This window comes from Rheinheimera sp. B2H12, assembly GCF_059620065.1.
The window spans coordinates 4,759,332-4,774,555 of record NZ_CM184363.1 but is presented as its reverse complement, the minus strand read 5'-3'; the positions used below and the strand labels follow the sequence as shown (position 1 = coordinate 4,774,555).

General features: G+C 52.3%; 11 protein-coding genes. 2 read left to right on the top strand and 9 right to left on the bottom strand.

All coding sequences use genetic code 11. The features are described 5' to 3' along the window. Nucleotides 1-79 precede the first annotated feature (79 nt). Complete coding sequence (locus AC53GJ_RS20335; protein ID WP_496730223.1) at nt 80-1,549, bottom strand: hypothetical protein; 1,470 nt, start codon at nt 1,547-1,549, stop codon at nt 80-82. 237 nt (nt 1,550-1,786) lie between these two features. On the opposite strand from AC53GJ_RS20335, the gene AC53GJ_RS20330 reads away from it, so the two are divergent. After that, entirely contained in the window at nt 1,787-2,869 is a 1,083-nt protein-coding gene (locus tag AC53GJ_RS20330; protein WP_496730222.1) for a glycerol-3-phosphate dehydrogenase/oxidase, read from the top strand. Nucleotides 2,870-2,893: 24 nt separating this feature from the next. On the opposite strand, the gene argA is transcribed toward AC53GJ_RS20330, so the two are convergent. After that, on the bottom strand, nt 2,894-4,216 hold the full coding sequence (gene argA / locus AC53GJ_RS20325) for an amino-acid N-acetyltransferase (RefSeq protein ID WP_496730221.1): 1,323 nt from the start codon (nt 4,214-4,216) through the stop codon (nt 2,894-2,896). Between the two features lie 461 nt (nt 4,217-4,677). Between argA and AC53GJ_RS20320 the strand changes: the two genes are divergently transcribed. Next, nucleotides 4,678-4,899 (top strand): hypothetical protein, encoded by a 222-nt coding sequence (locus AC53GJ_RS20320; protein ID WP_496730220.1) that lies wholly within the window; start codon nt 4,678-4,680, stop codon nt 4,897-4,899. A 50-nt stretch (nt 4,900-4,949) separates the two neighbouring features. Here the strand turns inward: AC53GJ_RS20320 and AC53GJ_RS20315 are convergent, their stop codons facing one another. The 7 genes from AC53GJ_RS20315 to AC53GJ_RS20285 all read right to left on the bottom strand — a co-directional run bounded on the left by AC53GJ_RS20315 (nt 4,950) and on the right by AC53GJ_RS20285 (nt 15,125). Then, a complete protein-coding gene (locus tag AC53GJ_RS20315) occupies nt 4,950-6,146 on the bottom strand; it encodes a lytic polysaccharide monooxygenase (RefSeq protein ID WP_496730219.1) in 1,197 nt (398 codons plus the stop codon). Between the two features lie 54 nt (nt 6,147-6,200). After that, entirely contained in the window at nt 6,201-9,266 is a 3,066-nt protein-coding gene (locus AC53GJ_RS20310) for a glycosyl hydrolase family 18 protein (protein ID WP_496730218.1), read from the bottom strand. Nucleotides 9,267-9,336: 70 nt separating this feature from the next. Then, nucleotides 9,337-10,758 (bottom strand): glycoside hydrolase family 19 protein, encoded by a 1,422-nt coding sequence (locus AC53GJ_RS20305; RefSeq protein ID WP_496730217.1) that lies wholly within the window; start codon nt 10,756-10,758, stop codon nt 9,337-9,339. 139 nt (nt 10,759-10,897) lie between these two features. Further along, nucleotides 10,898-12,634, bottom strand: a complete 1,737-nt coding sequence (locus tag AC53GJ_RS20300) for a glycosyl hydrolase family 18 protein (protein ID WP_496730216.1) — start codon at nt 12,632-12,634, stop codon at nt 10,898-10,900. Nucleotides 12,635-12,928: 294 nt separating this feature from the next. Then, nucleotides 12,929-14,083 (bottom strand): glutathionylspermidine synthase family protein, encoded by a 1,155-nt coding sequence (locus AC53GJ_RS20295; RefSeq protein ID WP_496730215.1) that lies wholly within the window; start codon nt 14,081-14,083, stop codon nt 12,929-12,931. A gap of 6 nt (nt 14,084-14,089) precedes the next feature. Beyond that, the gene (locus AC53GJ_RS20290; protein ID WP_496730214.1) at nt 14,090-14,701 is read right to left on the bottom strand and encodes a DUF1190 domain-containing protein; all 612 of its coding nucleotides are present in this window, start codon (nt 14,699-14,701) and stop codon (nt 14,090-14,092) included. A 10-nt stretch (nt 14,702-14,711) separates the two neighbouring features. Then, nucleotides 14,712-15,125, bottom strand: a complete 414-nt coding sequence (locus AC53GJ_RS20285) for a DUF350 domain-containing protein (protein WP_496730213.1) — start codon at nt 15,123-15,125, stop codon at nt 14,712-14,714. Between the last annotated feature and the right edge of the window lie 99 nt (nt 15,126-15,224).

Below are 15,224 nucleotides of genomic sequence, written 5' to 3'. Positions count from 1 at the left end.
ACTTTCTGCTGTCTGGCAGCGGTGTGTTGACCGGCGCTGCCATCGTCTGGCGACTGGGCTAAGTGCAAGCCGCCCGCGCTCAGTTACGATAGGTATCGGCTTTATTCCATAAATTCTGATTTTTTAAATAAGTGAAAAACTCATCCGGATGCCAGCATTTTGGAATTAAATCCAGCTGGCTGCGTTCGGTAAAGTTAGAAGCCAGTTTACTTAAAATTTCCAGCAGCCGCTCTTCACTCATTTTTTCCAGCTTTTGCTGTGCCGGGCTGAAATACAGATTATTGTCAGTGCTGATCACCAGATTCACGCCTGAGCTGTGATAGGTCAGATTGCGGGTGGCCGTACGGCAGATCGGCTGCTCGATTTGTGCCGGATACAAGCCGTTGACAATAGCGTATTCGTATCTGTCTAAATCTTTGTTATCTGAATCTTTTGGAATGTAAGTCACGCCATAGCCTTGCGGAAAAGCGCCGGTGATATCCAGCAAAGCATCGACGATCGTTGCCGGATACCAACCTTTGCCAACACCGGCTTTTAAAATAGCGCTGACTTTGGGCAGTTGCTCGTATTTATAGTTTTGTTTACAGGGCAGCACCACTGATACATAGACTTGTGGGATCTTCAGCAAGTTGCCAATACCCTCTTCCGGCGTAATGGCGGATTTGAGCAAGTGACTGATGAAATTCAGCCGATCTTGCTCCATCTCCTGGAACAAAGCGCGTTCAACTTTGGAGTTACCTATGTAACTGTCAGCACCCAGCCCCAGCGCCAGATAATCCTGGCTTTGTTGATAGCTGATGTGCAGCAGCGCCTGTCGCTCGGCCGGTTGCAGAATACGGAATTCATCCAGGCTGCCATCTTCGCCTTTGAGGATCAGTTGGGCTGCCGGATGTTGCAGGCCGATGTCCTGTAATAACAAAGCCATCACCAGCGGTAACTGCACTTCTTCCAGAAAAGGATCGTAATCGCTGGCGGTTTGGTTTTGTTTCGCCTGCTGACTGTCATGCCATTTTTGCAGCACATAACGGTTTTTAATCAGCTTCAGTGCCAGCAGGCGATCGAGTAACAACAAGGCCAAAATGGCTTTGTAAGCATGCTTATGCCGCTGGTTGATGCTTGCTACCTGTTTGCCGCTGCTGGGTGAGAGCAATTGAATCGTCCCCAATGCTCTGGCGGCCAACAGTTGGCTTTCCTGTGGTGTATCGCCAAGGCTTTGCGTCAACAGCATGCGGGCCAGCTGTTTCAGTTGTCGAATCCGATCAACTCTGAGTTCTTCCAACTGCCGCTGTTTGTCTTTTTGTTGTTGCCGGCACTCGAGCAGTCTGGCTTCTACTTTGCTCTGGGCTGCTTTGCCTGCGGCCAGCAGTTTTTGTTCCAGCGCCTCGATTTGTTGCTGCAATTGCGTCAGTTCAGCCTGATCAACACCACTGAAAAAGCTGTGCGCCCGTTCAAATAACGAATCTTTGCGGGCACTGACGTCATAAATTCTGCTGAGCAGTTCTTTGATATTTTTAGTAGCAATGGTGCTGCCAAACAACGATTGGTTCATCCATTCAGGTCCTGCAAAAGATGCGATACCGCGTCAGGGCGGTGTTGATCCGAAGTTGGATTTGATAGCTGCCAACTGTAGCTGCTTTTGCTACTGCTGTCAGCGGGGCAGTTGATAAATCTGTGCCATGGCTGAACGATTGCTGCAGATTCAGTCGACAAAGCTAAAAATTTTTGCTTTGCTCTGACCACAGCTTAGCGATTTTAACCAGTTTGTTAACAGCAAAAGGATAAACCCATGCGACTGGCAGTGATTGGGGGCGGCATCAACGGGCTGGCCGCGGCCTGGCAATTGGCGCTGGCAGGTCATCAGGTGGAGTTATTTGAACGGGATGCGTTGATGCAGGCAACCAGCGCCGCCTCCAGCAAATTGTTGCATGGTGGTTTGCGCTATCTGGAGCAAGCTGAATTCCGGCTGGTGCATGAGGCTTTGCAGGAAAGGCGTTGGTGGTTAAAAAAAGCGCCGCAGTTGACCCGGCGTTTACCGATTTTATATCCAATGTATCAGGCGGGTCGCCGGCCGCGCTGGCAATTAAAAATTGGCTTGTGGCTGTATGACTTGCTGTCAGGCCGGCAAGGTATTGGCCGGCATCGCTGGTTGACGGCTGCACAGGCGCTGCGTTGCAGTCCGGATTTACAGCCCGCTGGTTTGCTTGGTGCTTATCTGTTTTTTGATGGTCAGATGGATGATCAGCAGTTAGGGCTTTGGGTCGCAACCCAGGCAGAAAAGCAGGGGGTCCAAATTCATCAGCACAGCCCGGTGACGGCAGTCCGGCCGGATGGGGCTGTATTATTGCTTGATGAAGCACAGTGGCGGCCGTTTGATCGGGTGATTAATATCGCCGGCCCCTGGAGCAATCAGCTGTTACAGCAATCCGGTTTACCAGTGCAGCAAGGGCTGGATTTAGTCCGCGGCAGTCATTTGTTATTGCCGCCGCTGTGCCGCTACGGTCATATGCTGGAGGTGCCTGGCGAGCAACGTATTGTATTTGTCCTGCCGTATCAGGGCCAAACGTTGCTGGGCACCACTGAGGTGCGGCAAAGCATTGAGCAGCCGGTGCAATGCAGTGCTGCCGAGCGGCAGTATCTGCTGGATGTTTATAACCATTATTTTGTCAGCCCGCGCAGCAGCACGGATATCCAGCGCGAATTTGCCGGTGTGCGGCCATTACTGGCGGGCAGTGCTGATGCCAGCAGTGCCAGCCGGGAATATGCCATGCACTGGCAACAGCAGTTATTAACCGTCAGTGGCGGCAAGTGGACAACAGCGCGGGCGCTGGCAAAACAAGTGGTGCAGCAGGTGCAACAATCCGTGGATTGAGCACCGGCTATAGTCTGGCAAAGCTTAGGTTAAATCCAGTGCCAGAATTTTCGAGCGACGCTGGTAGTTGTACAGCTGCTGTTTTTTTGCCGGTAAATCTTCCACGTTTTTCAGCTCAAAACCATGCTCCAGGAACCAGTGAATACTACGAGTGGTCAGCGCAAACAAGGTGTAATACTTGCGTTGCCGCGCCAGCTGAATAATATTTTTCAGCAATAAAGTGCCACGGTCGGCATCCCGGTAATTCGGATGCACCGCCAGGCAGGCGAATTCACCGACATTGTCTTCCGGGAATGGATAAAGCGCGGCACAACCAATCACCAGACCATCACGTTCAATCACCACAAACTGATCAATTTCCATTTCCAGTTGTTCACGCGAGCGTCTGACCAATAAACCCTGTTGCTCCAGCGGCCGGATCAAATCCAGAATACCGCCAATGTCGTTAATAGTGGCGGCACGCAGTCGTTCGGCGGCTTCAGTGACAATTTGGGTGCCAATGCCATCGCGTGAAAACAACTCCTGCAGCAAAGCGCCATTGATGCTGTTACTGACCAGGTGACAACGCGGGATGCCAGCGCGGCTGGCGCTGATGGCAGCGTGCAAAAATGCCAGGGTGGCGGTACAGGCGCCTGGTTGCTGTTCCATATTATTCATCATCACTTCGGCATCATTTGGCATCAGTTCGGCGATAATTTCCCCGAGTTCATCGACGATGCCACCAATATCGGTGAAACCGATCATTTTATCGGCCCGCAGTTTAATCGCCACCTGAGTGGCAATTTCTTCGGCGGTCAGGTTAAAGCTTTCGCCGGTGACCGAGGCTGCCACCGGCCCCATCAGTACAATGCAGTTTTGATCGAGCTGGCGGCGGATGCCGGCGACATCAATCCGGCGCACCCGGCCACTGTGATGGTAATCAATACCTTCATCCACACCCAACGGCTGGGCGATGACAAAGTTGCCACTGACCACGTTGATTTGGGCGTTATGCATCGGGGTATTGGATAAACTCATCGACAGCCGTGCTGTGATATCCAGTTGTAAAGCGCCAGCCACTTGTTTGATCAAACGGAAAGAATCATCGTCCGTCACCCGGATCCTGTTGTGGTACTGTGCCGCCAGGCCATGCTGTTCCAGCGCCTGATTAATTTGTGGTCTGGCACCGTACACCAGCACAATTTTAATCCCTAAGCTGTTAAGCAAGGCTATATCATTGATAATGCTGCGAAAACCTGGCTGGATCATCGCTTCGCCACCCAGCATCACCACGAAGGTTTTGCCGCGGTGGGCGTTGACATAGGGGGCAGACTGGCGGAAGCCATCAACAATTTCAGTAGTACGCACGCTCTGTTTGGTTCCTTCTTATTAACTTGATCAAGGCATTGGCTGAGAGCTGGTTAAGTCATACGCTTTTGCGATGACAACAGCATGAATTGAGTATCGTGAAATCACCAGTACAGCGCCGGAAATATCCGTAGCAGTCTGGCATAGCGAATGGCGCGTACTTTAAAGTAAAAGTGGATAAATATCCAACAAAAAAAATTCTATAACTGCGGCAGAGACTGCAAGGCAACTGTTGATGGCTCTAAGAGCTGTCGCAATCTCATGCAATGGCTTGAAACAGATGGGTTATTCTTTATTTGTGAATTAATATGCTGCTTTATTGCATATGTGCTGTCAGCTCCCCCCTCCTCAGTTCACCAGAGTGCTGGCTTCGGCGGCGGCATTGTGTTTCACTGGACATCGCATTCTTGCTGTGTCATCGGCGCAGTCATCGCAGTGCGGTTATGCATAGGTAAATTCTGATGAATCTAATGAGAATAATCGCGTTTTTGCTGCTGGCTGCTGGTACTTTTGCACTGGCCTATGGTGGTTTCAGTTATACCGAAGACAACACTGCTGTCAAATTGGGGAGTGTCGAGTTGTCTGTGGCAGAAACACATACTATTAATGTGCCAATCTGGGCGGGTATTGGTGCCGTTGCTGTTGGCGCCTTGTTATTGCTGGTGAGCGGACGCAAGCGCTGATCGTGGCAGGCGCAGACTGGCAGGCAACTTTGGCTGCCTGCCAGTCTGGCTTATTGCGCTAAACTGCAGATCAGTTGCCAGCTGCTGTCGCTGCCTGGTCGACTTTGGGTCCACCATTTCGCCTGATAGACTTTGCCTTGATCCGACAAATAATCACCGGTCTGAGCATGGCTGGGGTTACCGGCGCTGTCTTTACGTGGCCAATTCGGCCAGGCAAAGATTTTCGCTGGATCCACCCCACCACAACCGGGGCCACCAGTGGCTGGTTTTAAATCCAGATTCACGTACCAGCCCGTTTGTGCCAGATAAAACTTATTCTGGCTGGCAATTGGTTGTAAATTGATACTGCCATTGCTAAGCACGCCAATTTGCAGTTGCTGGCTGTATAAGCCATTTACTTGTCGCGCCAGTTCCAGCGCCCAGGCCTGATTGGCAATCTGGTCGGCTTTCAGTTGCAGGCTGTGTTGTAGCAGTTCCTGGCCTTGTGCATCAAACACCCGTAACAATGCCGTTTCACCCGCTTTGCCAAGCTGACCTGCGGTCAGATAAGCGCCTTTGTCAAACCACTGACCTGGCGTACTGTCGCCGTTAACAAAGGTTAAGTCGGAACAGTTATAAAAGCCCTCACCAACCACATCGACCCGCTGCCAGCGGGTATAGAGCACAGCTTTACCACTGCGGTTGGTCGGTAATGGCACGTCCAGTTCATAATAACCGGCCTGTGCCGGCACATCATTTTGCTGATGGATCAAGGTCAGTTGATCCCAGCTCAGTGCCGTTGTGCCGGCGTCAAAACCAGGCTTGGACAGGTAAATCTGCCAGAAGCTGGGGTTATGCGGCGTGGTGGCGCGAAACTTCAACCGCAGTGTTGGCGTCGTTGCCAAATCAAGCTGGGTGCTTTGCCAGTGTGGCGAGATGGTGTCCATACCGGCTTTACGCTGATCGCCACCCGCACAGAGCAGGCCGTCTTTGATGCCCGCTTTGACGGCTGTCATATTGCGATAGTCAGCAACATTGGTTGAATATTCATGATGTTGGGTCAGGGCATAACCACCGGATTGCTGATAGGCAGCCCGGCAGGCCAGATTGGCAATGCCAGAGCCATCCGCTGGCCACCAGTAGCCGCCATCATCTTTACAAATTTGTTGTCTGGCTTTGGGATATTCGACATAACCATGGGCGGTTGCCTGCTGGCTGATGCACTGCAGCAGTAGGCTGGCCGTGAGCAAGCAAAGTAATTTGTTCATCAATAGCTCCGTGTAAAAGAACCGGCAGCATTGCTGCCGGGAGAAGATGGCGGATCAGGCAGGCTGATTACAGACAAACTGCCAGCTGCTGTCAGACCCCGGTATTGAGGTGGTCCACCATTTGGCTCGATAAATTTTGCCCTGATAACTCATATGGTCACCGGCAGCGGCATGGCTGCCACGTGGCCAGTTTGGATAAGCCGGTACTGTGCCGGGCACGCCGGTACAGGCCCCAGGACCGCCGGTATCACCGCCACTGATAGTTCCGGCCGGCAATTGCGGATAATCCTGTTTCAGTGCAAAACTCTGAGCGCCGACAGTGACGCGCCAGTTTGACGGTGTCGGGATCGGCAGGAAATAGTTCAGCGTCAGTGCCACCGAAGCATTGGCAGCCAGCGGGCTGTGGCCCGGAATGGTCAGTTCAACCCGGTGGAAATCTTGTTGCAGCCCACCGATATTGTTACCGCCCGTATTACTGCCGCTTGTCACCACTTTCGCACCATAACCGCTTTGATCGGTGACGTTATCGCCAGTGGCCGTTGGTACATCAAAGCTGATTTTGGCACCCCCCGGGATGGTCTGGCCGGATTTATTGGTCAGTGTCAGGGTTGGATTGATCGGATAGTTGGCATCGCCCAGTTTAAAACCACTGAGTTGGTATTGCAGATCTAAGCTGGTGGCAGGCAGTGGTTTTGGATCCCGCAGCTGACCATAAGGTGCGGCAGCTTTAAAGGTGTTGTAGAAAATACTGGTCAGATCGTCGCCCATAAAGTACTCGCCTTTACTGCTGTCGTAGCTGTAATCACCGGCCAGTTCCCAGAACATCACGCCGCCGATATTGCGGCTGGCAATATAGTTGGCTTTTTGCTGGATACTTTCTTCGTCTTCAATCGACAGGAACACTTTTTTCGTGTTGTTCCACAACCAGGACGCCACCAGCGTACTGTTGTAGTTAAACTGGTACACCCCGGTCAGCTTATCCAGCGGATCATTCACTGGATCTAAGCCATAGGCATTGAGATAACTGCCGAGTTTACCGGCCTGCAGGTTGCGGGTATGCCACAGCGGGTTGGAACCAGCCGGCACTTCTTCGCCGTTTCTGCCAAGGTCATGCCACAGGTTATCGATGCCAACGGCACCGGCGCCACAACGGTTTTGCGGTGAGCCACCGGTGCCCGGCGGACATTTGGTCTGATCAGCCTGGGCTGCTTTGCCCCACAGACCGGCGCTGCCGCCCTGAACATTCTGCCAGCCACGGCTGTAATAAGGCACGCCAATATTGATCCGGCCTGCCTGCATTGCGCCGCGGAAATAATGGTAAGCCCAGTCGGTATTCAGATAACCAATGCGCTGATATTGCGTACTGTTGTAATAGTTCCAGGCGATCAGTTCACTGTCCTGACCATCATCAAACAAGGCGGCATTCGGCCCGACATGATCGTTCCAGGCGCCATGCAGGTCGTAACTCATAATGTTGACGTAATCCAGATACTGCGTGACCGGGAAGGCTTCCATGCCGCGTAGCAGATAGCCGGATGAAGGGGATGCGATGGTCAGCAGATAATGTTTGCCATCGGCCACCGACGCGGCATCCAGTTTTTCCCGCAGCGTTTTCATCAACACCTGATAAGATGCCATTAAACCGGCACGGCGTGGATTGGAAATCGCAAAATCATCCGGATTGCCGGAATCTTTCATGCTGGCCGGATATTCGTAGTCGATATCAGCCCCATCAAAGCCATAAGTGCGCAGGAAAGTGACCACTGAATCGGCAAAGGTATTGATACCCTGCACGTTGACGCTATTGTCGCTGTTGGTGGTCATGCTGTAAAAACCACCACTGGCCACCCGATCGCCGTTGGCGTTAAAGAAACCACCGGTTTCGGCCCAGCCACCAATCGAGATCAGTGTTTTGACATGCGGGTGCTGCTTTTTATATTTATTCAGCAGGTTAAAATGACCTTTGTAGCTAAACGCCGGATCCATCTCCGCCCCTGCTACATTTGGCCATTCCATGCCGGTCGCAGAGTTTCCCACATCGGCCGGGTTGCCAATCGACACTTTATTGCTGGCATCGACATGGGCAAAAGCGTAATTGATATGGCTGATTTTCTGCCATGGAATTTGATTGACCAGGTACGCCGGATTGCCATTTTTGCCATGACGCCAACTGGTGAAATAACCGATGATGCGACGCGGATGATCCGCCCCCATTTTTTCCCGGCCATTGGCATCATAAATAGTGCAATAAGGCACGTTCAGCCCGGCAGTCTGATATAAACCGTCCGGCCGGCAGGCATCGTGGCCGGTCTGATCACTCTGGGCACTGAAGCTGACGCGGCTTTCGCTGCTGGCCCCTTGATTGTCAATGGCTTTGACGATCAACTGATGGGCACCGGCGCTGGCGGTCCAGCTGGTGCTAAAGGGCGCTGCAGTTTTTTCGCTGAGCAAAGTGCCATCCAGCAAAAATTGGACTTTGGCAATGCTGCCATCGCTGTCGGTGGCGGTAGCGCTGAATAACACGGTTTCACCGACCCGGTACTGACTGCCGTTGGCGGGGGCACTGATATTCACCACCGGTGGCTGGTTGTTGCTGACAGCATTGACTTTAAAGCTGACAGCCGGCGTTTGGGTTGTGGCATTTTTATCATCATAAGCAATGATATACAGCTGCTGGTTGCCAGCAACCGCCGTCCAGTTCGCCTGGTAAGGCGCGCTGCTGTCGCTACTGTGCAGGCTGCCATTTAAGTAAAACTCTACTTTGCTGACACTGCCATCGGCGTCACTGGCGTTGGCGGCAAAAGCGATTGCAGTGCCGGCGGCAAATTCTGCATTGGCGGTGGGGGCTGTGATACTGGCCTGGGGTGGCTGATTTGGCAGCACACCGTCACAGGCGCCCAGTTTGCTCCATTCCTGGTAGGGGTTGGCATATTGCGCCGGGCTACGGTTCTGATTCCACCAGTTAGCTTTGTAAGCTTGCTGATTTAATTGCACCTGTTGATTGCTGCTGTATGCTTTGCTGCTGTCCCAGGTTGGTAAATTGCTACAGTCTATCGCCAGACTGCTGAAACTACTGAGACTACAAAGCCCCAGCAGGTAGATTTTATGGATCTGTTGCATAGTATGTTCTCTGGTTATGGTTTTAGTTGCGAAAATATCGTTGCTTCTGTTTCTGCTTTATCCGAACCTGTTAAGGCACCAGCGAGACGTTAAAATAACGCTGCAGGCAGCGCTGATAATCACCGCTCTGTAAGGCGCTGTAAGCCGTCTGATAGCCAACCAGTTTGCAGGCAAAGCTTTTCCCTTCTGGCCGGTCCGGGTAATAACCCCAGTCCTGATCCCAGTAGATATTCAGGGCTCCCGCGCCGCTGGTATTAAAAGATTGCTGATTGGCGCAACCCAGCTGTTCAGTGGCTGGCACCGGCACGCCAAGCGCGGCGGCATGGTCACGGTAATAACTGATGCGGTTCTGGCTCTGTGGTTTTTCATAACCATGGCCGCATTCGATCCCGCCATTGATGATGTTGGTTGTGGCACCAAAACCCGGACTGATGCCACGGCTTTGGTCAGCGCTATTGGGCACCCAACTGCCATCCAGTACCGACCACATACTGGGTTTGGGTGAGGCCGGGTACATCATAAAAAACACTGCTGAGGCCAGGTTCAGCCAGGTATCTGCCACCAGTTCGGGATTGTTCAGCAGCACTTTGGCGTCACCGTACATCGCCTGACTGAAAGGCCCGTAGTTGTAGTGATAACTCAGCTGTTTGGCACCGCGACCATAATATTTGCGGAATTTACCACTGGCATCTTTGCCGCAGGGCCAGATTTCGGTCTGCCAGTTGCTGCTGGCGCACTCACTGTTGTAACCGCAACTGCTGTCGTTGTCGCTGCAACCGGCTTCACGGACAAAATACAGCCCCTGCCGCCACTGTTCGAAGCTGGAGTAAGGGTCGTGAGCACCCGTTTCCTGAGTAAAATGGGCAAACATGGTGGCCAGTGCTTTTCGGCAAATCTCATCTGGCTGACGACCATCGGTAAAGTCACGGCAGAAGCCGGAGAATTTGCCGACGGCTTGCAGAAATTTGCCATAGCTGTAAGCCAGGTTACTGGCGGCAAAATGCTGCTGCCATTGGCTGGCTGGCAGCAGCCGTTCGACCCGGCGGACGTTTTCCGGATTGGCGCTGCGGCCCGGTACAATAGCTTCCACTTCGGCATTGGCGCGAGTCGCGATATTGGCGCGGGTCAGGCTGAACAGCGGGCTGTTGGTCAGGCTTTGTTCCGTGGCCTGTAACTCTGTCAGCGTCATGCTGTAGCCACCGCCCGGCAAGGGTTGCGGGCCAGTGGCCGGTGGCGGTGTACCGCCATTATTGCCACCAGTGCAACTGCTATCACAAGGACCGACCTGCGCCCAGGGGCTGTTGCTGGCGGTAGGACTGGTGTGCTGGGTCCACCATTTGGCCCGGTAAATTTTTTGTTCAAAATGGCTGAGCTGGCCACCCTGATAAACCTGGCTGGCTTGCCAGGGATTGACCTGAGTCGCTGCGGCAACGGCGGGGAGGGCAGTGCCTGTTATCGCCAGTTGCAAAGCTGAATAGAGTAAAGTTTTCATCGTTGTTGCTGCCAGAAGAGCGGAATGTATTCCGCGACTACAGAATTGCAGCGCCTGTCACAGTCAGCCCCGGCAGCACATAGCTATCGGAGCTGATTTCTGCAGCAGCATGCGCTGCGGCCGGTTGAACCCTCAGCTGTTACTGCTGAGGATGCCCCAGACCTTCATGCATGGCATTGAGGATCTGCCCGTTGTCGCCATCCAACTCCCAGGCAAAGATTCCGCCCAGGTTGTGTTGTCGGATAAACTGGCCTTTAGCGCGCACTGAGCGCTGGGTATCGAAGCTAACCAGAGTTTTACTGGTCGGATTCCAGACATAAGCGGCCTGAGCTTGTTCGTCGTAGCCGACGATAAAGCCGTTGCTGCCAGTGCCATTGACGCCACCCATCATAGTGCTTTCAATTTTCTTATAGTCTTCGATGCCTTTTTCCCAACTGCCCGTGATCCCTTCACCACCAGTTCCGCTGAACGGGTTGTTGCCGCTGACGTTATTGACGTTTTTCCAGCCACGGCCGTACATGGCAGCACCGATGGTGATTTTGCCAGCCGGCACCTGGCGGTTCAGCAGATGCGTAACGGCTTCTTCGGCACTGAAGCCTGGCAGTGGTGAGTTGGTATTTGGGTGTAAGCCTGCCATGTGACCCAGGGTACCGTTCCAGGCGCCGTAGTAGTCATAGGTCATCAGATTGATGTAATCCATGTACTGATGTGCACTTTCCCAGTCGACCTGGCTCAGTTTTGGTACACCGCCGCTCATCGCTGCGGTCAACTGGTAAGTGCGACCGGTTTGCTGGCTGAGCGCATTCAGTGCCAGTCGCAAGTCACGCATCAGCAGCACAAAACCGGCACCATCCTGGGCAGAACCCAGAGCCTCATTGGCACCGCCACCGCCCGGAAATTCCCAGTCGATATCAATACCGTCGAAGAAATCGTAGGTTTTAATGAAATTGACCATTGAGGCGACAAAAGTGGCCCTATGGGTCGGATTAGTGCCGATAGCATACAACGGATCAGACAAGGTCCAGCCGCCGACTGAAGGCAAAATTTTGATATGCGGATTGGTTTTTTTCAGCCGGTACATCTCGGCAAACAAACCGCGGACCGGTTGATCCCACTTGTCATTGGCATAGCCTTTTTCCAGCGCGGCAAATTTGTCATGTACCACCACTGTGTAATCTGGTTTGCCGCGGCACTGACTAACCAGGGCGCTGTAACCCTGTGGATTATCCCGTTGCAAAGAAGCGTTTGGGCCGCAGACCGGAATAAAACCATAGAAAATGTGGGTCAGATTTTTCGCTGGGATATCATAAGCATGGTAGTTACGACCATAGATACCCCATTCGACAAAATAGGCACCAACCATTTTGTTGCTGGTATTCTGATAAGGTTTATTCTGTTGATTCAATGCTTTAGGCCAGCCGGCGAAATTAAGATCCGTCCAGGGATCAAAACCGCCTGGTGTGCCCGGATCGCCGCCGCCGCTGACTTTGATGGTGCGTTTATCGCTGTTGGTACAAGTGCGCTCAGTACCGACCACGTTACACAGGCTGACGATATAGTCGTAACTGCCGGCCGTGGTCAGCGTCAGAGCTTTGCTGCCGCTCTGGGCATTCTGGCCGTTGGCGGTCAGAGCTGCCGTATGCACTACCACGCCATTCTGACTGATTTGCCACTGGTTACCGTTGGTGCCCCACCACATATTCCAGTTGAGCGGCACATTGACGCTGCCATTGGTCAGCGTCAGGTTGGTTTCCTGCCAGGCCAGTGTTGGCTTGGCTGGGGCTGGTGGTGCAGCCATAGCAAGCTGGCTGATACTGAGTAATCCGGCGGCCAAAAGCCAAGAGTTGGCCCGGAATGGGGATTTGCTTTGATTCATCACTTTTTTGTCCTGCTGGTGGTTATTGTTTTTGATTGTTTTTCCACCACCGACCACAAACAGTCCATTGTTTCAGCGCAAAGGTGGTTGCACTAACATGGAACAAATGACAGCGTTGTCAAAACCGATTTGATGTTATTTTGATGATATTCGTGTGATATTTTTTTGAATGTTTACTGATATAACGGCAGAGAAGTGATTTGACAGGGGTTTTATCTGGTTACTTTATCAACAATGCTGGACCTCATACAGTAAAAAAACTGTCACAGGTCCAGCAATTTTTTTCAGCGCTACTTAGTCCAGGATGATGTGTGGCAAAAATCTGGAACTATCTTTGGTAATTAAACTGTTATCTTCCCGAATACCGATACCGGCAGCACTATCACCAACCACCCAGGAACCAATCAAGGTGTAACTTTGATCAAACTTGGGTAACGGCGTAAAAGCCTGGCGGATAAAAGCGGTGTCGTTATAAGGTCCATCGACCTGCAAACGCTGACCCTGATGATCGACCAGTTCAATATTGGCGCCTTCGCGCGAATACAGCGGTTTACGCACCCAGCCTGCGCTCAGTGGCTGGTTGTTGGCATCTTCAAAAAATGCCGGCAGCAAATTGGGATGGTTGGCAAACTTTTGCCATAACAGCGGTAAAATACCTTTATTGGACAGCAGCATCTTCCAGGCCGGTTCCAGCCACTGCGTGCGGCTGGTCAGCAAATGAGCGCCAAAATCTTCCCGCAGCATAAATTCCCAGGGGTAGAGCTTGAACAAGGCCTGGATGGGATAATTGTCCTGATCAACAAACTGACCATCAATGACCCCTAATTGCTCCATTGCCAGATACCGACCCGCGACACCAGCCTGACTGGCAATATCCAGCAGATAATTAACGGTACCTTTGTCTTCGATATTGCCATCGACACTGGCAAAGTAGCAGGGTTGCTGTAACGGCATGCTGGCAAAACGCTGTTCCAGTTGATCTTGCAGCGAATTAAACTGATCGGCGCCCGCTGGCAACCGGCCGCGCATTTGTTGATCTTCCAGCCAGACCCATTGGAAAAAACCGGTTTCAAACAATGAAGTGGGGGTGTCATAGTTCAGTTCCAGCAATTTTGCTGGCCCAGTGCCGTTATAGGCTAAATCGAGTCGGCCATATAAATGCGGCTGCTGACTGCGCCATGACTCGGCCAGCCAGTCCCAGTATTGCCGCGGTACATCCAGCGCAATCAATTTTTGCTCATCAGCCAGAATATCCGGGATCAGCGACAGCGCCATCTGGTGCAATTCTTCGGTGGGCGCTTCCAGATCCTGCTCTATTTGCTGCAGGCTGAATTGGTAATAGGCACTTTCGTCCCAATAAGGTTCACCGTCAAAGGTATGAAAATCAAAACCGACACTCTCGGCGTAATCACGCCAGCCCGGTCTTTGTTCTATCGCGATTTTTTTCATTGCGGCTTAACCACCACTGCTCATCGACTGGCGCTGTTGCGCCTGGGCACCAAAACCACCGCGTTGTGCCATCATGCCGGGCTTAGGTTGCATTTGTGACGGCATCACAGTGGCAGGACCGGACTGACGCGCGACCGGCGTATTGCTGGCGGTGCGGAAAGTGCCCATATCATCTTTGGATTTATACAAAGGTTGGGTTGGCACCGGTTTTTGTGCTGCGCCAGCGCCCATTTTCCCCATCATCTGACCGGCTAAAAAGCCCATCATCATCGGCATAAAAAAGCTGGAGCTGGCTTGTTGTTGCGGTGCCTGCGCCGTTGGATCTGCTGTGGCCGGCGTTTCACAGTTCCCAACGCCAAAGTCAGCCTCACAGGCGGTTTTATCCTGATATTTAGGCGCGACCTGACTGTGTAACTGCTGAGCTTTGGCAAATTCAGCTTTACATTCTTCCGGCGGATTATAAAAAGCCGCACATTCTTCGGCATTCTGGTAGACCGCGGTTTGCACTGGCTCTTCACTGCCACAACCGGCCAATAACAAGGTTGCCGTTGGTACCATCAGCATCAGCGCCGCTTTTTTACTGCGTTTAAAAGTTTTCTGTTTCAGGCTGTCAGACATACCGTGCTCCTTAAAAAGTCATGCTGGCTGAGTTAATCAGGCCCGCGGCGACCGAACAACAAGCCGAGAAAATACCGGCGGCAATTTCACCGTTGTTAATACGCTCTGGTAAACGCCGCACGATCAATCTTACCACCACAAAAGTCAGACTCTGGATCACCAGCGCAATTGCCCCCCAAATGGCGCAGTCTGCCAACGAAATGGAGTGGGTGATGGCACTGGAGAGTGGCAGGGCGAAACCAATCAAAGCGCCGCCAAAAGCAACGGCTGCTGCCGGATTATTTGCCTTAATCAACGCCACTTCATCATGCGGTGTCAACCAACTGTAAATGCGGGCAAACAGCACTAACAACAAGATGGCAAGAAAAAAGAAACTTAAAAACTCCGGCAAACCGGCAATTGAAGCAAGCAGTGTCTCAGACATAGCGGATCCCTTGGGCTAAATGAAAAATCTGCCACTATCATCCAGAATTTAAAAGCAAAAGGCAATCAACCCGCCAGAAACAGCAAAGAATGCAGCAAA